At 64.7% G+C, this 17621-nt stretch carries 14 protein-coding genes; 9 read left to right on the top strand and 5 right to left on the bottom strand.

Annotation, left to right across the window (positions count from 1 at the left end; genetic code table 11):
* Positions 1 to 24: 24 nt before the first annotated feature.
* The 7 genes from IAE38_RS17480 to IAE38_RS17450 are packed head-to-tail and all read left to right on the top strand — an operon-like array spanning position 25 to position 7878.
* Positions 25 to 1782: a carbamoyltransferase family protein gene (locus tag IAE38_RS17480; protein ID WP_028631880.1), complete on the top strand. Its 1758-nt coding sequence runs from the start codon at positions 25 to 27 to the stop codon at positions 1780 to 1782.
* Entirely contained in the window at positions 1766 to 2893 is a 1128-nt protein-coding gene (locus IAE38_RS17475; RefSeq protein WP_201218443.1) for a glycosyltransferase, read from the top strand. Before IAE38_RS17480 ends, IAE38_RS17475 begins: the two co-directional genes overlap by 17 nt.
* A complete protein-coding gene (locus tag IAE38_RS17470; RefSeq protein WP_201218442.1) occupies positions 2893 to 3789 on the top strand; it encodes an antimicrobial resistance protein Mig-14 in 897 nt (298 codons plus the stop codon). The genes IAE38_RS17475 and IAE38_RS17470 overlap by 1 nt, the downstream gene beginning before the upstream one ends.
* Complete coding sequence (locus IAE38_RS17465) at positions 3786 to 5216, top strand: PIG-L deacetylase family protein (protein ID WP_201218441.1); 1431 nt, start codon at positions 3786 to 3788, stop codon at positions 5214 to 5216. Before IAE38_RS17470 ends, IAE38_RS17465 begins: the two co-directional genes overlap by 4 nt.
* The gene (locus IAE38_RS17460; RefSeq protein ID WP_201218440.1) at positions 5213 to 6358 is read left to right on the top strand and encodes a glycosyltransferase; all 1146 of its coding nucleotides are present in this window, start codon (positions 5213 to 5215) and stop codon (positions 6356 to 6358) included. The genes IAE38_RS17465 and IAE38_RS17460 overlap by 4 nt, the downstream gene beginning before the upstream one ends.
* Positions 6355 to 7239, top strand: a complete 885-nt coding sequence (locus IAE38_RS17455; protein WP_201218438.1) for a glycosyltransferase — start codon at positions 6355 to 6357, stop codon at positions 7237 to 7239. The genes IAE38_RS17460 and IAE38_RS17455 overlap by 4 nt, the downstream gene beginning before the upstream one ends.
* Positions 7240 to 7245: 6 nt before the next feature.
* Complete coding sequence (locus IAE38_RS17450; protein WP_060480709.1) at positions 7246 to 7878, top strand: CatB-related O-acetyltransferase; 633 nt, start codon at positions 7246 to 7248, stop codon at positions 7876 to 7878.
* Here IAE38_RS17450 and IAE38_RS17445 read toward each other — a convergent pair.
* Both IAE38_RS17445 and IAE38_RS17440 read right to left on the bottom strand, forming a co-directional pair.
* Entirely contained in the window at positions 7861 to 9069 is a 1209-nt protein-coding gene (locus IAE38_RS17445; RefSeq protein ID WP_201164517.1) for an acyltransferase family protein, read from the bottom strand. The genes IAE38_RS17450 and IAE38_RS17445 overlap by 18 nt on opposite strands.
* 1 nt (position 9070) lies before the next feature.
* Positions 9071 to 10927 (bottom strand): bifunctional O-antigen ligase/aminoglycoside phosphotransferase family protein, encoded by a 1857-nt coding sequence (locus tag IAE38_RS17440; protein ID WP_201218437.1) that lies wholly within the window; start codon positions 10925 to 10927, stop codon positions 9071 to 9073.
* Between the two features lie 146 nt (positions 10928 to 11073).
* On the opposite strand from IAE38_RS17440, the gene msbA reads away from it, so the two are divergent.
* Both msbA and hldE read left to right on the top strand, forming a co-directional pair.
* Positions 11074 to 12879 (top strand): lipid A export permease/ATP-binding protein MsbA, encoded by a 1806-nt coding sequence (gene msbA / locus IAE38_RS17435; RefSeq protein WP_201218436.1) that lies wholly within the window; start codon positions 11074 to 11076, stop codon positions 12877 to 12879.
* A 129-nt stretch (positions 12880 to 13008) separates the two neighbouring features.
* Positions 13009 to 14430 (top strand): bifunctional D-glycero-beta-D-manno-heptose-7-phosphate kinase/D-glycero-beta-D-manno-heptose 1-phosphate adenylyltransferase HldE, encoded by a 1422-nt coding sequence (gene hldE, locus IAE38_RS17430; protein ID WP_028631871.1) that lies wholly within the window; start codon positions 13009 to 13011, stop codon positions 14428 to 14430.
* Between the two features lie 28 nt (positions 14431 to 14458).
* Here the strand turns inward: hldE and IAE38_RS17425 are convergent, their stop codons facing one another.
* Genes IAE38_RS17425 through IAE38_RS17415 form a run of 3 tightly spaced genes read right to left on the bottom strand, consistent with a single transcriptional unit; the run spans position 14459 to position 17471 of the window.
* Positions 14459 to 15436, bottom strand: a complete 978-nt coding sequence (locus IAE38_RS17425) for a hypothetical protein (RefSeq protein ID WP_028631870.1) — start codon at positions 15434 to 15436, stop codon at positions 14459 to 14461.
* 50 nt (positions 15437 to 15486) lie between these two features.
* On the bottom strand, positions 15487 to 16299 hold the full coding sequence (locus IAE38_RS17420) for an aldo/keto reductase (RefSeq protein ID WP_028631869.1): 813 nt from the start codon (positions 16297 to 16299) through the stop codon (positions 15487 to 15489).
* Positions 16296 to 17471, bottom strand: a complete 1176-nt coding sequence (locus IAE38_RS17415) for an NAD(P)/FAD-dependent oxidoreductase (RefSeq protein WP_201218435.1) — start codon at positions 17469 to 17471, stop codon at positions 16296 to 16298. The genes IAE38_RS17420 and IAE38_RS17415 overlap by 4 nt, the downstream gene beginning before the upstream one ends.
* Positions 17472 to 17621: the final 150 nt, after the last annotated feature.

Here is a 17621-nt window from a genome sequence, read left to right as displayed (position 1 = left end):
CTACAGAATGAAGAGGCTCATCCCTTGGCATTGACGATTCTTGGCCTGTCGGGCGCCCTTAGCCATGACCCTTCCGCGGCGCTGTACATCGACGGCAAGCTGATTGCCGCCGCCGAAGAAGAGCGCTTCGTGCGTGACAAGCATGCGAAGAACCGCATGCCCTACGAGTCGGCGAAGTTCTGCCTGGAGCAGGCCGGCATCAAGCCGTCGGACGTCGACGTGGTCGCCATCCCGTTCGCCCCCATCAGCCTGTTCGGCAAAGCCCGCTGGCATTACGCCAAGCGTTACTGGTACGCCCCGGACCGCGCCCTCGACGCCATCCTGATGGGCAACCGCCGCTACAAGCGCTACCGCAAGAAGATCGTCTGGTGCCTGGAGCAGCTGGGCTTCGACCCGAAAAAAATCAAGATCGAACCGGTCGAACACCACCTGGCCCATGCGTCCAGCGCCTACCACTGCTCGGGTTTCAAGGAAAAAACCGCGATCCTGGGCATCGATGGCAAGGGCGAATACGCCACGACCTTCTTCGGCTACGGCGAAAACGGCAAGATCCACAAGATCAAAGAGTTCTTCGACCCCGATTCCCTGGGTGGCCTGTACGGTGCGATCACCGAGTTCCTGGGCTTCGAGATGCTCGACGGCGAGTTCAAGGTCATGGGCATGGCGCCGTACGGCGACGCCAGCAAATACGACTTCTCGCGTTTGGCCAGTTTCGAGAACGGCGAGTTGGTGATCAACACCGAGTACGCCAACGTTATCGGCTTGCGCCGCCATAAAGAGAAGGGCAAGGGCTTCTATTTCTCGCCCAAGCTCATCGAATGGCTGGGGCCCAAGCGCGAAGGCGATATCGCCGACGAGCCGTACATCCACTATGCCGCCAGCATGCAGGCCTTGTTTGAAAAGATCGCCCTGCAGATGATCGACCACTACCTGGGCGACACCCTGCGCGAAACCGGCAAGCTGGCATTTGCCGGTGGCTGCGCGCTGAACGTCAAGCTCAACCAGAAGATCATCGCCCGCTCCGACGTCAAGGAGCTGTTCGTGCAGCCGGCCTCCGGTGATGCTGGTACCGCCGTGGGTGCTGCGGCCTACGTGTCCCACGCCCGCGGTGTGCCGGTAGAGAAGATGGAGCACGTCTACCTCGGCCCTTCGTATTCCAACGAAGACGTGATCGCCGCCTGCGCCCGTCACCCGAATGCGCCCAAGTGGCGCAAGCTGGACGACATGCCGCAGCGCATCGCCAAGATCATGGTCGAAGGCAACCCGGTGGCCTGGTTCCAGGGGCGCATGGAGTTCGGCCCGCGTGCCCTCGGTGGCCGTTCGATCATCGGTTGCCCGAGCGTGCCGGGTGTGGCCAACCGCATCAACGAGCAAATCAAGTTCCGCGAGCGCTGGAGACCCTTCTGCCCGTCGATGCTCGACACCGTCGCGCCGCAGATGATCAAGGTCGATCACCCGGCGCCGTTCATGACCTTCACCTTCGAAGTGGCCGAAGAATGGAAAACCCGTGTACCCGAAGTGGTTCACGAGGACGGTACGTCGCGTGCCCAGGTACTCAAGCGCGAGTACAACCCGCGCTACTACGACATGATGAAGGCTCTGGAAGACCTGACCGGCAACGGTGTATCGCTGAACACCTCGCTGAACCGCCGCGGTGAGCCGATGATCTGCTCGCCAACCGACGCCCTGAACATGTTCTTCGGTTCCGACCTGCAGTACCTGATCATGGAAGACATCCTGGTTGTGAAGGACGGCGCTGCCGCGTATGACCAGCCGCTCTGAACCGCGCATCCTGCAGTTCTGCCATGGCTATGACGGGCCGTTCCTGGACTGCGCCCGTCAGTACGCCAGCCTGTTCCAGGGCAGCGGCTACAAGGTCACTACCGTGTTCCTCACCGGTGCACCCGACCCACAGGTTGCGGCGGGCTGCGCCTCGGATGAAGTGCTGTTTCTGGGGTTCAGCTCCAAGGCCGTGCGTGGCCTGAAACTCGGCGCCATCCGCGCGCTGCGGCGCATTGCCGCCGAGCGCCAGTTCGCCTTCTGCATCGCCCACCGCTTCAAGCCCATCTATGTGGCCTTGCTGGCGACCGGTTTGCCGGTGATCGGCGTTCACCATGCTTTTGGTGATTATCAGCGCAAGGGGCGGCAGCTGTTCGCCAACCTGTTTGCCAAGCGCCTGAGCCTGCTGGGTGTGTCCGATGCGGTGCGTGACGACATGCGCCGCTGCCTGCCGAAGTGGCCGGCCGAGCGGATCCAGACCTTGTACAACCGCATCGATATCCAGGTCTTGCAGGCCGCCCTGGTGCCGCGCGCCGAGGCTCGTCAAGCCCTGGGCCTGGGCCCGCAGGCCTGGGTGGTGGGGAACGTCGGCCGCCTGCACCCCGACAAGGACCAGGCCACCTTGCTGCGCGGCTTTGCCCAGGCGCTGCCCGGGCTGCCGGCAGGTGCCCGCCTGGCGATCCTGGGCAAGGGGCGGCTGGAACCTGTGCTCAAGGCCTTGGCCAGCGAGCTGGGTATCGCCGGGCAGGTCGATTTTCTGGGCCAGGTGCCCGATGCGCGCCGGTATTTCCAGGCGTTCGATGTGTTCGCCCTCAGCTCCGACCATGAACCGTTCGGCATGGTCCTGCTCGAAGCCATGGTCGCCGGCGTGCCGGTGCTGGCAACCGCCTGTGGCGGTGCCCGCGAAGTGGTCGAAGGTGTGGGCATGCTGTTCCCGCTGGGTGACGCGGCGCAACTGGCCGAGGGCCTCAGGCACATGGCGCTGCTGGATGGCCAGCAACGCACGGCTTGCGCCGAACACATGTTGCAGCGCCTGGCGGAGCGCTTTTCTGACCAGGCGGTGCGCGAGGCCTTCTGGCAACTGCCCCAGGTGCGCGCGTTGGTGGAGGCCTGATGCTCAATCATGTAAAGGCCCTGCGCGAGCGCGGCTGGCAAGCCATCGACGGCGAAGCCTACGCCCAGGCCTGGGCGCGTTTTGGTGGCAGCGTCGCGACCCACCCACAGGTGGTGCAACAGCTTGCCGACCTGGCCGGTATCCCGGTGCGCTACCTGGGCTGGCACCAGGCCGGCGAGCTGAAGGCGGCCATCCCCACGTGGGGGCGGCACCTGGCGCTGTCCAAGGACGTGCTCAAGCGAGCCGGCAAAAAAGCCCTGTTCGACCTGGGCAATGCTGAAATCATCCTGCCCGCGGCGCCTGATGCCGGTGCCCCTTTGCGCCATGCCGTGCGTTACCTGTCCGAGCTGAACCAGGGCCGTTTCAGCGGCCTCAGGGTGCAGAAGGAGCAGTTGGCCATGGCCCGGGCGCCAGAAGACTTGTCCAAGAAGTTCCGCTACAACCAGCGCCGCGAACTGCGGTTGCTGGAAGAGGCGGGCGGTGTGGTACGGCCCATCAGCGATTTCAGCGCCCAGCAAATCGCCGACATGTACTGCGACCTGTTCCTGCGTCGCTGGGGCTTCCCGGCCACCGGCGCCCAGCAGATGGGTAAGGTGCTGGGGCGCTTGCACAACCTGTTGATTGGTTCGGTGCTGCTGCTGGGCGACAAACCCATTGCCATCCAACTGGTGTACCGCGTGGAGGCGCCAGAGTGGATCAGCGTCGAGTACATCAATGGCGGTGTCGACCCCGAAACAAAGGCCTTCAGCCCCGGCAGCGTGTTGAGCTTTCTCAATACCCAGGCCGCCTGGGAACACGCCCGCGCCCTCGGCAAGCCGCTGCGTTTCTCGTTCGGCCGGGCCGACCGCGAGTACAAGGACCGTTGGTGCAACCCTGTGCCGGTGTATCAGGCGTGAGCCGCAAGCAGCAGTTGCTCAAGCGCCACCGGCGCAACAAGCGCCTGGGGCTGTTGATGGCCCTGGTGGTGCTGGTTGCGCTGGGGGGCTTCATCTGGTGGCTGCCGCTGGTGCTGTTGCCGCTGCTGTGGGTCGCCCACGAAGCGTGGCTGGCCGACCACCTGTTCTATGGGGCAGGCGAGGACTATACCTACCGTTTCCCAGCGGCCGATGAAATCCCCGGCGTGAGCCTGCAGGGCGGTCGCCTGATGGCTGAGGGGTTGCAGCCGCATCACGACGGCACGTTGCTGTTGCAGGTAGTGCTGCGCTGTGGCGTGCTCGGGCGCCTGTTCGACCCAGGCGTGCGCATTCAGGGCCCACAAGGCGAAGACCTGCAGGTGTTCGAGCGGGGTGTGCGCGGTGTGCGCTTCGTGAACCTTACCGGCCTTGGCCAGGCGCTGGCGGACGGCAAGGTGACCCTGCGCGGCCGCCATTGCCGGTTGGTTGGCCAGCCCCGGCTGTGGGCGTTTGCCCAGGAGGATCTGCGGCGCAAGCGCGTCATGGTCATCGCGCCCCACGCCGATGACGCCGAGCTTGCTGCCTATGGCCTGTACAGCCAGGCCGACGAAGCCTGGGTGGTCACCCTCACGGCCGGCGAGATCGAAGCGGAGCACTACCAGGCCATGGGCCTCTCGGCTGTGGAGGCTGCGCGCCTCAAAGGCAGGCTGCGGGCCTGGGACAGCATCACCGTGCCGCGCTGGGCCGGGGTGCCAGAACGCAATTGTGTGCAACTGGGCTATTTCTGCCTGCAACTGCCTGCCATGCGCGATGCCCCGGCTTCACCTTTTGGCTCCCGTGAAGCCGACATGGCCGACACACGGCCGTTCCGCACGCTGAACCAACTGGCCCTGCCCGGCGACGATGGGGCGCCCACCTGGCACAACCTGCTGGCCGACTTGCGCGCTGTGCTGCGCGAGGCACGCCCGCAGGTCATCGTGATGCCCCACCCGGTCCTGGACCCGCACCCCGACCATGTGGCTGCCCAACAGGCGCTGCACGAGGCGTTGCAAGGGCTGGACTGGCAGCCTGAAACCCTGCTGGGCTACGCCAACCACCTGCACGACAACGACCGCTGGCCCATGGGCGACAGTGGCGCGGGCGTGGCCCTGCCACCCATGACCGGCGACCAGCCTGTAGGGCGGCCCTGCACACTGATGCTGGACGCACGCCTGCAGCGCGACAAGGCCATGGCGCTGGGTATGATGCATGACTTGCAGCCTCGGCCACCGTTCAAGCGGCGGCTGCGCCGTTTCATTCAGCGCTGGCTGGCCGGGCGGCGCCTGTCGCCGTATGGCGAAAATGAATTTTTCCGCAAGGCCGTGCGCCGTCACGAGCTGTTCTGGGTCTTGAAGGGCCGCCACCAGGGTGTTGATCGGGAAACCGTATGAAGCGCTACAAAGTCCTGCAACTGCAACCGGACTACAACATCAAGCAACACGACTTTGCCGACCTGGCCGAACAGATCTTCAAAGCGCTGCCGGCTGACCGGTTCGAAACCACCATGGCGTTCCTCAAGGGCCGGCCGCAAGCGGGCCAGCCGGTGAGCCGCGCTGACCATTCTGTGTATTTCGATTTCGCCGACAGCGCTCTCAAAGGCATGCGCCTCAAGGCTCTGTGGCAGTTGTACCGGTTTTGCCGGCGCGAGCGCTTCGACGTGGTGATCTGTAACCGCTTCAAGCCGGTAAACATGCTGTTGCAGCTCAACCGTTGGCTGAAGATTCCCCTGTGCATCGGTATTTCCCACGGCTTTGGCGAATACGACCGGTTTTATCGTCGGCGCCAGACACAACGGCTGATCGACCAGCACTGGCAGTTCGTGGGGGTATCGCCTGCCGTGAAGCAGTACCTGCTCGATTGCCGCTGCGGCTTCACCGACAGCAACACCCACGCCATCACCAACGCCATCGACACCGATCAGGCCACGGCCTTGCAACTGACGCGCACCGAGGCCCGTACGCAACTGGGCCTGGCCCAGGATGTGCGGCTGGTGGGGGCACTGGGCCGGCTGGTGCCTGTGAAGGGGCACACCTACCTGCTCCAGGCGTTCGCTGCGTTGAAGGGCAAGTACCCCAACGCACAGTTGGCCATCATTGGTGCCGGTCGCGAACAGGCGCGTCTACAGGCGGAAATCGAACGCCTTGGGCTGGCAGGCCGTGCGCACCTGCTGGGCTTCAGGGACAACGCCTTGCGTTATGTGCGGGCGTTTGACATCTGGGCCATGCCGTCGCTGGCAGAAGGCCTGGGCCTGGCGTTGCTCGAGGGCATGAGCGGGCGCTTGCCGGTCATCGCCAGCGATGTACCTGCCATGCTGCCGCTGATTACCGGCGCAGGCGGCGAAGTGATCAAACCGGCAGACGTGGCCAGCCTTACCGCCGCGCTGGACCGCTACCTGGCGCTGGATGACAACGCGCTGCAGGCCAAGGGCGAGCAGGCGTTCGACTACCTCAACCACAACCATGACATCACGGTGTTCCGCCAGCAGTACCTGGCGCTGATCGAGTCTGGCCTGGCTGCCAAGGAGGCAAAATGAGCGCCGAGCAAACCCTGGTGACGGTGATCATCGCATCGTACAACCACGGCCCCTACATCGAGCAAAGCATCCTCAGCGTGCTTAACCAGACCTACCCGCATATCGAATTGCTGGTGATCGATGACGGCTCGTCGGATGACAGTGTCGAGCGCATACAGCGCCTCCAGGCCCAGCATGGTTTCGACCTCCGCGTGCAGCGCAACCAAGGCCTCACGCAAACCCTGAATGACGCCATTGCCCGTGCCAGGGGTGAGCTTATTGCCCCGTTCGGCTCGGACGACATCATGATGCCGGACCGTATCGCCATCCAGGTGCAGTACATGGCCGACAAGCCCGAAGTGGGCATCTGCGCTGGCAACATCGAGCTGATCGACGCCCAGGGCGAACTGTTCCCTGAGGCCCGCCAGCGCCGTGACGTACCGTTCCGGCGCCTGGATTTCGAGGATATGTTCCTCGAGCGCAAACCGTACCCGCCCGCACCCACGCTGCTGATCCGCCGTGAGGCGCTGCAGAAGGTTGGTGGGTTTGACCCGGATGTGCGCCTGGAAGACCTGATGATCGAGCTGAAGGTGACCCACGCCGGTTACTTCATCGATGGCTTGAGCGTGGTCATGGCGCGCTACCGCAAGCACGCCAGCAACACCTACAAGAATCACCGTTTCATGATCGACAACATCCTGCGCACCTACGCCAAGTTCAAGGACCACCCGGCCTACGAAGAGGTGAAGTTCAAGGCCTTGAACTCGATGTTCCTCAAGGTGGCCAACCGTGATCGCAAGCTGGCCCGTGAGCTGTTGGCGCAGATCCCCCTGCGGGCCTACACACGCAAGACCTGGCGTGGCCTGGGGCGGTTGTTGTTCTCGCCGCTGGAAAAGGCCTGATCGGCCATGGGGTGGATTTCGCGTTACCTGGCGAAGCGGGCCAAGCGGGCCATTCGCAAGCTGCCGGCGATTGAGCGTGGCCAAGCGCGGTTTGCTGCGCGCTACCCGCAGTATGCCTTTGGTGTGGGGAGCTACGGCGTGCCTGAGGTGCATGACTGGAATGAAGGTGCAACCCTGCGCATTGGCGCGTATTGCTCCATCGCCGAGGGCGTGCAGATTTTCCTCGGTGGCCATCACCGCGCGGACTGGGTCACCACCTATCCGTTCCCGGCCATGCTCAAGGAAGCAGCTGGGATCGAGAACTACGCCTTCAGCCGTGGTGATGTCTGCATCGGCAACGATGTGTGGCTGTGCTCCAACTGCACCCTCCTCTCGGGGGTGAGCATTGGCAGTGGCGCGGTGGTAGCCGCGGGTGCGCTGGTGACCCGTGATGTGCCACCTTACGCGGTGGTGGGCGGCAACCCGGCGCAAATAGTGCGTTGGCGCTTCCCGGAAGAGGTGCGCGCCCAGCTGCTGGCCAGCGCCTGGTGGGACTGGCCGCCAGCCGAAATTGCCCAGGTGGTGGGCAAGCTGTGCAGCGAGGATATCCAGGGGTTTCTGGACTACGCCCGGCAGCGCGGGTCAGGCGCGGTTCGCTGAGCCTGGTTCCAGCTGTGCACCGGGTGCCTGGTGTCGGCGGGCAAGGCGCTTGCCCAGGGCTATGCCGGGTTTCTCCAGCAGCAGGAAGGTCGCGCTGCTCAGGGCTACCAGCGCAATGCAGGCCACCACCACCAGCGCCATGAATGCCCCGGTGTCGTCATAGCTGAACCCGTACCGAGGGTACAGGTAGTAAGCCAGCCACCACAGCACCAGCCCATGCAGCAGGTACAGGCTGTAGCTGATTTCCCCCAGCCAGCGTGCGCTGCGCAGGCGCAGGGCGCCGAGCAGGTCGTTGCCGGACACCACGATGCAGAACACGATGCTGAGCAGCAGCAGCGGGAACACTGCAAAGGTCTTGTTCAACCCCAGCATGACCACGGCCAGCAAGCCCACGGCCACCCAGGTGCCCTGGCGGCGCTGCGCCCACTGCACCAGGGCCGGCCTGCGTACCCAGTACACGGCGGCAATACCGCCTGCGAAGCTGAGCAGGTACTTTTTCTTCAGGGCATGCTCCCAGCCGACCAACTGCGCCAGCCCGTACAGGGCAACCAGGCAGATCAAGGTTCTGAGCAGCGTGCCTCGGTAGACGAAGGCCATGCCCAGCAGCGGCAACGCCAGGTAGAAGTAGATTTCGTAGTTCAGGGTCCAGGTCACGTTCGAGATCAGGTTGCCGGTGCCCGCCAGCTGGTTGATGTCAGGGCGATGAAACGCCAGCCACCCGGCCAACTGGCCGACCAGGGCCAGCGGCGTGTCCAGCAACGCCCAGCCCTGCAGGTAGAACACGCTCAGCAGCACCACCGCCAGCAGGCCCAGGTACAGCGGGTACAGGCGCATCACCCGGGAGATGGCAAAGGCCCGCCAGTCAAATTGCCGGCCTTGCTGCAGCAGCCGGTTCCAGAACAGGAAACCGGTAATCATGAAGAACAGCGCCACCCCCACCTGGCCGACCTGGGCGAAGAACCGCTCGGGTGGCATGCCGATCTGGCCGGTGTATTGGTAATGCCAGGCAATCGCGGCGTGGTGGATGAACACGCCCAGGGCCAAGTAGCCGCGCAGGCCATCAAGGGTGGCCCAGCGGCCGGCGACTGGCGCCAGGTGGCGAGCGACCAGGTTGCTGCGCAACAGCAGACGGGCGCTCAGCAGCGCCAAGGCAAAGACCAGGGCGCCCAGCAGGGGGGGCAGCAGCGCCATGTCAGCGCTGCGCCCCGTGGGACAACTGCACTTGTTGGCGCACGGCGCGGCTCATGCTGCGGTTGGCCGACAGGTCATAGCCCTCCAGCAGGGCCTGAACGTTTTCTTCGAACAACCACTGGCGGTCTTCGTCGTAGCGCTGCATGTGCCGCAGGTTGCGCTGGCGCAGTTCGGCGGACAGGGGCGAGGGCAGCAGGCGCATGTCGGCCAGGTCGATCAGGCCGAACTCACCGTTGTCCAGCAGCAGTACGTTGCCCAGGTGCAGGGAGCGGAAGTACACCCCTTGCTGGTGCAGGCGGCCGATGAACTGGCCCAGGCGCCCGACCAGGGCCTGGCGCTCAGCCAGCGCCGGGCAGGCCTGCAGGGCCTGGCGCACGGTGCGGCCTGCCAGTGGCAGGTAACGCACGCCCTGTGAGCCGTCGGCATAGTTCAGCAGCTCGACTACCTGGGGGGTGGCAATGCCTTCCAGGGCCAGTTGCTGGCTGTTTCTGACGAAGCGCCGGGCATAGGGGTAGAAGCTGCCGGCCGTGTACCAGGGGCGGGCACGGAACAGCTTGAGGAAGCTGCCATCCTGCAGCAGCAGCACCTTTGGCCCAAGGCCATCTTCTTCGATGACCTTGGCGCCCTGGTGCAGCGCTTGCACCTGTGCAGGGGTCAAGGTGTGGCGAGTGGCTGCAACCAGGCGGCCGCCTCGGCGGGCGATGTTCAGCCCGGCGACAAGGGCCAGCGGGATCCACAGCAGGAACCAGTGCTCCTTGGGCCGCGAGAGGATGCCACCGCCTTCGGTCAGGCCTGCGCCGATGCCGAATACCAGCAGCGCCGTGGCCATCTGCAGGGCAGGGTGCCTGCGGTATTTCCAGCCGTTATACAGGGCGTAGCCAAGCATGCCAAGCCAGGGCAACATGCCCAGGATGCCAACGTAATACAGGACGCCCATGGCGAAGCTGTGGGGTTCGCTGAAGGGGTAACCCACCCCCACATCGATGCTCAGCGGCGCGTCATAGCCATGGCCGATCAGCGGATGCTGCAGGAACAGCTCCCAGGTGGTGTGCCAGATCTGGAAGCGGTACGAGTCGCCCCGCGCCGTAATCAGTTGCGGGTCAACCAGCAGCACCAGCACGATGAACACCGGCGCCGCCAGGAACAACGGAATGGAGCGGCGGTCCAGGCACAGCAGGGCAATCCAGTTGACGGCCAGGGTCATGGCCACCAGCGGTGTCCTGGAGCCGGTCGCCACCACGGCGGCGAACATCACCGCGAACGCCGCCGTGCACAGCGCCACGGTGAGTGCACGCTTGCTGTTGACCGCCATCCACAGCCAGTACACACCGAAGAAACCGAACAGGTGAGAGCTGAGCAACGGGTTGTCCAGTGCCCCTGCGCCGATCAGCCGGCTACCTGGCTGGTAGGTCAGCACGAACGTGGACAGGTCGCGCAGGGTGGCCACCAGGGCCAGCAGGGCAGCCCCCAGAAACAGCGCCTTGAGGGCTTCGGGGCGGTAGCGCAGCATCAGGCCAGTACCCAGGAACAGCATCAGGGTGTGCAAGGGGCGCTTGATCAGGTTGTCGGCCTCGGTGGGCGAAGGCGACCAGGCCAGGCTCAGCACGGCATAGCCGGCAAACAGCAGGAACAGCCACAGCAGCGGCTCGCGCAGCAAAGGCTTGAGTGCACTTGGCCGCACGCACAACGCCAACAGCGTCGGGATGCTGAACAGGCCGTAGTACAGCTTGTGATGCAGGCTGCGATCGGGCAGGAAGAACAGCGCACCCAGCAGCGAGAGCATGCCGGCGGGCAGCAGCCACAGGCACACGAAATCGTAGAAGCGGTTGCCGACGTTCTGGAGGCTGCTTGGGGACATGAGCGAAACGGGCCTGGGTGTGAAGAACGGGCAATGTTAACCCAGCTTTGCACGCATTGCTGCTGGTAAGCGCCTGGTCGTCGGTAACCGACGTGCAAGGCAACCTGTGCTAAAGTCAGCACCCCATTTTCAGCATGTTCCGTGATATGACAGACGCCAAAGGCTCCAGCAGTTCATCGAGCATGAAGATCTACCTCCGTCTACTTGGCTATGTCCGCCCCTACATCGGCGTGTTTCTGCTTAGTATCCTGGGCTTTCTGATCTTCGCTTCGACTCAGCCCATGCTGGGCTATATCCTCAAGTATTTCGTCGACGGCCTGTCCAACCCGGACGCCTCGCTGTTCCCCAACGTCCCTTACCTGCGCGACCTCAACCTGCTGCACACGGTACCTGGGCTGATCATTCTGATCGCCGCCTGGCAAGGGCTGGGTTCGTTTCTAGGCAACTACTTCCTGGCCAAGGTCTCCCTGGGCCTGGTACACGACCTGCGGGTGCAGCTGTTCAACAACCTGCTGACCCTGCCCAACCGCTACTTCGACCAGAACAACTCCGGGCACCTCATTTCCCGCATCACGTTCAACGTGACCATGGTCACCGGCGCTGCCACCGACGCCATCAAGGTGGTGATCCGCGAAGGCATGACCGTGATCTTCCTGTTTGCCTCGCTGCTGCTGATGAACTGGCGCCTGACCCTGGTGATGCTGGCTATCCTGCCGCTGATCGCCTTCATGGTGGGCCGCGCCAGCAAGAAATTCCGCAAGCAGAGCAAGAAGATCCAGGTGGCCATGGGCGACGTCACCCACGTGGCATCGGAAACCATCCAGGGCTACCGGGTAGTGCGCAGCTTCGGCGGCGAAACCTATGAGCAACGGCGCTTCCTCAAGGCCAGCCAGAGCAACACCGACAAGCAGCTGCGCATGACCCGCACCAGCGCCATTTATACGCCGCTGCTGCAGTTGGTGATCTACGTGGCCATGGCGGTGCTGATGTTCCTGGTGCTGTACCTTCGCGGCGACTCCTCGGCGGGTGACATGGTTGCTTACATCACCTTGGCCGGTCTGCTGCCCAAGCCGATTCGCCAGCTCTCGGAAGTCAGTTCGACCATCCAGAAGGGCGTCGCCGGTGCTGAAAGCATCTTCGAGCAACTGGACGAGCCGCGTGAGCTGGACAAAGGCACTGTCGAGCGCGATTCGGTCAAGGGGCGCCTGGAAGTGCGCAACCTCAGCTTCACGTACCCAGGTACCGAACGCCAGGTGCTGCGCGACATCAACTTCACCGTCGAGCCCGGGCAGATGGTGGCGCTGGTGGGCCGTTCCGGCAGCGGTAAATCCACCCTGGCCGGCCTGATTCCGCGCTTCTATCACCACGACACCGGTGAGATTCTGCTCGATGGCGTGGAAATCGAAGACTTCAAGCTGCTGAACCTGCGCCGCCACATCGCCCAGGTCAACCAGCACGTCACGCTGTTCAGCGACACCATCGCCAACAACATTGCCTATGGTGACCTGGCCGGTGCCCCGCGTGCCGATATCGAGGCGGCCGCCGAGGCGGCGTTCGCCAAGGACTTCGTCGACCAGTTGCCCAAGGGCTTCGATACCCAGATCGGTGAAAACGGCGTGCTGTTGTCTGGCGGCCAGCGCCAGCGCCTGGCAATCGCCCGTGCGTTGCTGAAGAATGCACCCTTGCTGATCCTGGATGAAGCCACCTCGGCGCTGGATACCGAGTCGGAACGGCACATCCAGGCCGCCCTGGACCGCGTGATGGAAGGCCGCACCACCCTGGTGATCGCGCACCGTCTGTCGACCATCGAGAAGGCCGACCAGATTCTGGTCATGGACCAGGGTTGCCTGGTGGAGCGTGGCACCCACGCCGAGCTGCTGGCAGCCAATGGCTATTATGCCCGCCTGCATGCCATGGGCCTGGATGAACCGGCCAAGGCCGATATCACCTGAAACCCGCCACACCGGGGCCCTGGCGGCCCCGGTTGTATCCGGATATTCCCAGGGTGATCTGGCCGTAAAGCCACCGTTCACCCTGTGCTAATATCCCGTCCCTGTTCACTATTTTCATATGGGTTGCCCATGAAGTTGTCCATGCCGCGTTTCGATCAAGCCCCGGTACTGGTGGTCGGCGATGTCATGCTCGACCGCTACTGGCATGGCGGTACCTCGCGTATCTCGCCTGAAGCGCCAGTGCCGGTGGTCAAGGTCGATCAGATCGAGGATCGCCCGGGCGGCGCGGCCAACGTTGCGTTGAACATTGCGGCGCTGGGTGCGCCTGCGTCGCTGATCGGTGTCACCGGGCAGGACGAGGCCGCCGACAGCCTGGCCAACAGCCTGCACGCGGCGGGTGTGCGCTCGGTGTTCCAGCGCATCGCCCATCAGCCGACCATCGTCAAGCTGCGGGTCATGAGCCGCCACCAGCAGTTGCTGCGTATCGATTTCGAGGAACCCTTCGCCACCGACCCCCTGTCACTGGGTGCGGAAGTGGACAAGCTGCTCGAAGGCGTCAAGGTGCTGGTACTGTCGGATTACGGCAAAGGCGCCTTGAAGAACCACCAGAGCCTGATCCAGGCAGCGCGTGCCAAGGGTATCCCGGTGCTGGCCGACCCCAAGGGCAAGGATTTTTCCGTGTACCGCGGTGCCAGCCTCATTACCCCCAACCTCAGCGAATTCGAAACCATCGTCGGCCGCTGCGCCGACGAGGCCGAGCTGGTAGCCAAGGGCCTGCAGCTACTGCATGACCTGGACATGGGCGCCTTGCTGGTAACCCGTGGCGAGCACGGCATGACCCTACTGCGCATCGGCCAGCCGCCGCTGCACCTGCCAGCGCGGGCGCGCGAAGTGTTCGACGTCACCGGTGCCGGTGATACGGTGATCTCTACCCTGGCTGCCGCCATTGCGGCCGGCGAGGAGCTGCCCCATGCGGTGGCCCTGGCCAACCTGGCGGCAGGCATCGTGGTCGGCAAGCTGGGTACCGCCGCCATCAGTGCGCCAGAGCTGCGCCGGGCCATTCAGCGCGAAGAGGGTTCCGAGCGCGGGGTGCTGGGGCTTGAGCAACTGCTGGTAGCCATCGATGATGCCCGTGCCCACAACGAGCGCATCGTCTTTACCAATGGCTGCTTCGACATTCTGCATGCCGGGCACGTGACCTATCTCGAACAGGCCCGTGCCCAAGGGGACAGGCTGATCGTTGCAGTCAATGACGATGCTTCGGTCAGCCGCCTGAAAGGGCCGGGCCGGCCGATCAACAGTGTCGACCGCCGCATGGCGGTACTGGCTGGCCTGGGGGCGGTGGACTGGGTGATCAGCTTCTCGGAAGGCACGCCGGAAAACCTGCTGAGCCAGGTGAAGCCCGATGTGCTGGTAAAGGGTGGCGACTATGGCATCGACCAGGTGGTAGGTGCCGATATCGTCAACGGCTACGGCGGCACCGTGAAAGTGCTGGGGCTGGTCGAGAACAGCTCGACCACTGCCATCGTCGAGAAAATCCGCAAGCACTAATGCTACGTCGGGGCCATCATGGCCCCGGTCATGGGCTCTGGTTGCGCAGAGACGTCCTGGCCCGCCGCAACAGGGCCCGCGCCTTGGCACCAAAGCGCTGCAGGTGGCTGGCCCGCGCGGGCTTGGTTTCTACCAGGCCTTGCTGCTTCACCCAATCCCGCCAGCGCACCCGCTCATCCTTCACCACCCAGCCTTCCTGCTGGGCAAAGCTCTCGGCCAGGTACAGGCCGCGTGTGCTCGCCGGCACCAGCTCGTCCTTCTTCAGGGTGTACAGCTCGGCCAGGGGCTGGCCGTCCTTCAAAGGCATCAGGTACAGGTCTGGCCGCTTGCGGTTCAGCCGCGCCACCAGTTGGTCGCCTTCCAGCCGCTCATCGACGTGGAACAGGCTGAGCTTCTTGGCGTCCCGCGGCACGTCCAGGCGCATGTCGTAGATCAGTTGCAGCGATGCCGTGGGCAGGTGCACATAGGCCCTGGGCCGCTCCAGCAACACCTGCTGGCCGCAGTGCACCGGGCGCGCCGCGCCGGACTGCGGGGCCAGCTGGAAGTGCGGGGTTTCGCGGTAATGCAGGGCGGCTGCGTAGGGCACGGGCAGCCAGGTTTCGTTGAAGCGCCCACCCAGCCACCCTTCGGTGGTTTCCAGCAGGCATTCTTCGGCCACTTCCTGCACCGCCGTGTGCAAGGGCAGGTTCAGCTCCTGCGCCGGTACATAACCTGAGATCAGTTTCAGTACCACGTCGCCGCGGTCTTGTCGGCGCTGGCGCACCAGCACCCAGTAATCGCGGTTTTGCCAGTGCAGGGTGAGCCGAACCGAGACGCCCAGGTTGGCCAGCTCGGCGACGAAACGCTGCGGGTCATCCACCTGGATGGGCTTGCGCCGTTGTTGGGTCTGGGCAAAGTTGAGGGGCACGCCGATGCTCTGGTACACCAGGCCCTCGGCGGTGGCTTCTACATGCAGTGGCAGCGTCTTGAAGTTGCTCGGGTTCTTGCGGATCAGCGTTCGCGCCACGTGGCTTCTCCTTGCGTCGGCTCAGTTGCCCGGCCATGGCCAGGGGCAACTCACTGCTGGCCCAGGATGCGGGCGACGGTGGCCACGTTGTGGGCCAGGTGCAACGGGTTGATGGTGCCCACGATAGCACTGCTGACGCCCGGGTGGGCAAACAGCAATTCGAAGCTGGCCCGCACCGGGTCCACACCGGGTGCCAGGCATACGTGGCCGCTGGCCAGGGCCTTTTTTACCAGGATGGCCTTGCCGTGTTGCGCAGCGTAGTCCAGCACGGGGCGCTCTGCCTGCTCGTTCAGGTTGTAGGTGACCATGGCGCAGTCGCCGTGCTCCAGGGCCTTCAAGCCGCCAGCAACCGTCTTGCCGGAGAGGCCGAAGCCCAGGATCTTGCCCTCGCGCTTGAGCTCGGCCAGGGTCTGGTATACCGCTTGCTGCTCCAGGATGGCCAGGTCGTTGCCGTCGGAGTGCACCAGTACCAGGTCGATGCGGTCGGTTTCCAGCCGCTGCAGGCTACGTTCCACCGACCGGCGGGTGTGGGCGGCACTGAAGTCGAAGTGCGACAGGCCGCCCTCGAACTCTTCACCCACCTTGCTCACAATCACCCATTCATCGCGTTGCCCGCGCAGCAACGGGCCGAGGCGTTCCTCGCTGCGGCCATAGGCGGGGGCGGTGTCGATCAGGTTGATACCCAATTGGCGGGCCTGGGCCAGCAGCAGGCGGGCATCTTCATCGCCGGGGATGGTGAAACCGGCGGGGTATTTCACGCCCTGGTCGCGGCCGAGCTTTACGGTGCCAAGGCCCAGGGGCGACACCTGCAGGCCGGTGCTGCCCAAGGGGCGATGGAAATTGTGCAGGGTGGGTAGGCTCATGGCAGCAGTTGCTCCCAGGCTGGCATGCCCAGAGGCGGGCGTGGCAGGCCGGACAGGTCAGGGTGGGCCTGGGGTTGAATGCCGTCGCGCTGCAGCTGGTTGATGACCCGGTCACTGAAGTCCGGCGCCAGGGCCAGCTTGGTCGGCCAGCCCACCAGCAGGCGCTGCTGCTCGGCCAGGAAGGCGTTGTCGGGGCGCACCAGGCCCGATTGCGCGGGTTCTGCGCGGTCGACGCGCAAGGTGGCCCAGCGTACCTGGCCCTGGTCGACCCAAGGCAGCAGGTTGGCCACTTCCTGCTGTGCGGCGGCGATCTGCGCGGCGCTGTCGCGGGCCACGCCATCGGCTTCGGCCAGGTCGCCACCCAGGTACCACACCCACTGGCCGTCGGCAGCCGGGTGGGTGGTGACGGTCATGCGCGGCTTGGGCCCGCCGCCCAGGCAGTGCGCATACAGGGGTTTGAGGTTAGCGCCCTTGGCCATCACCATGTGCAGGGGGCGCGTCTGCATGGCTGGCTGCTGCAGGCCCAGGGCGTGCAGCAGGTCTTCGGTGCCGGCCCCTGCGCTGAGGACGATGCGCTGGGCGATGATGCTACGCCCATCCACCTGCAGGCCCACCAGTTCGTCGCTTTCACGCAGCGGGGTGATGCGTTCGCCTGCCAGCAGGCTGTCACCGGCCAGTTCTGCCAGGTTGGCCAGCAGGCTGGGCACGTCGATGACCAGTTCTGCCAGCCGATAGACCTTGCCCTTGAAGGCCCGGTCCTGCAGGGCCGGGGGCAGTTGATCGCCCTTGACCTGGTCGACGCGGCCGCGCACCGCCTTGCTGGCGAAGAAGCTGGTGAGGTTGCCGGCCAGCGTGCCGGGGGACCACAGGTAGTGGGCCTCGGACAGCAGCCGGGTGTTGGCCAGGTTGAGCTCACCGTTGCCGGCCAGCGCCTCGCGCCAGCGCCTGGGCATGTCGGCGATGGCTTCGGAAGCGCCGGTCAAGGCGCCATGCAGGGCGTACTTGGTACCGCCATGGATGATGCCCTGGGACTTGATGGTCTGCTCGCCACCAAGGCTGGCGCGCTCCACCAGCACTGTCGAGTAGCCCAGCCGACGCAGGCGGGCATTGAGCCACAGGCCTGCGACCCCGGCGCCGACGATCAGCACGTCAGTGGTAATGGCAGATGGCATGGTGGTACCTCGAAGACTGGGACAGCGGGCAAGTATACAGGGTCGGGCCTGGGTGGGCAGTTAGCCGGGAGTGTTCGCCTGGCAGTTGCGGCGCTCGATCTCCCAGGCGCTGCACCTGTAAAGGCGAACACCCGCCAGCCCAACCGCATT

Source organism: Pseudomonas sp. S32, from assembly GCF_016648095.1.
Classification (GTDB): Bacteria; Pseudomonadota; Gammaproteobacteria; order Pseudomonadales; family Pseudomonadaceae; genus Aquipseudomonas; species Aquipseudomonas parafulva.
The sequence above is the reverse complement of the archived record's forward strand: the minus strand, read 5'-3'. Positions and strand labels throughout refer to the sequence as shown.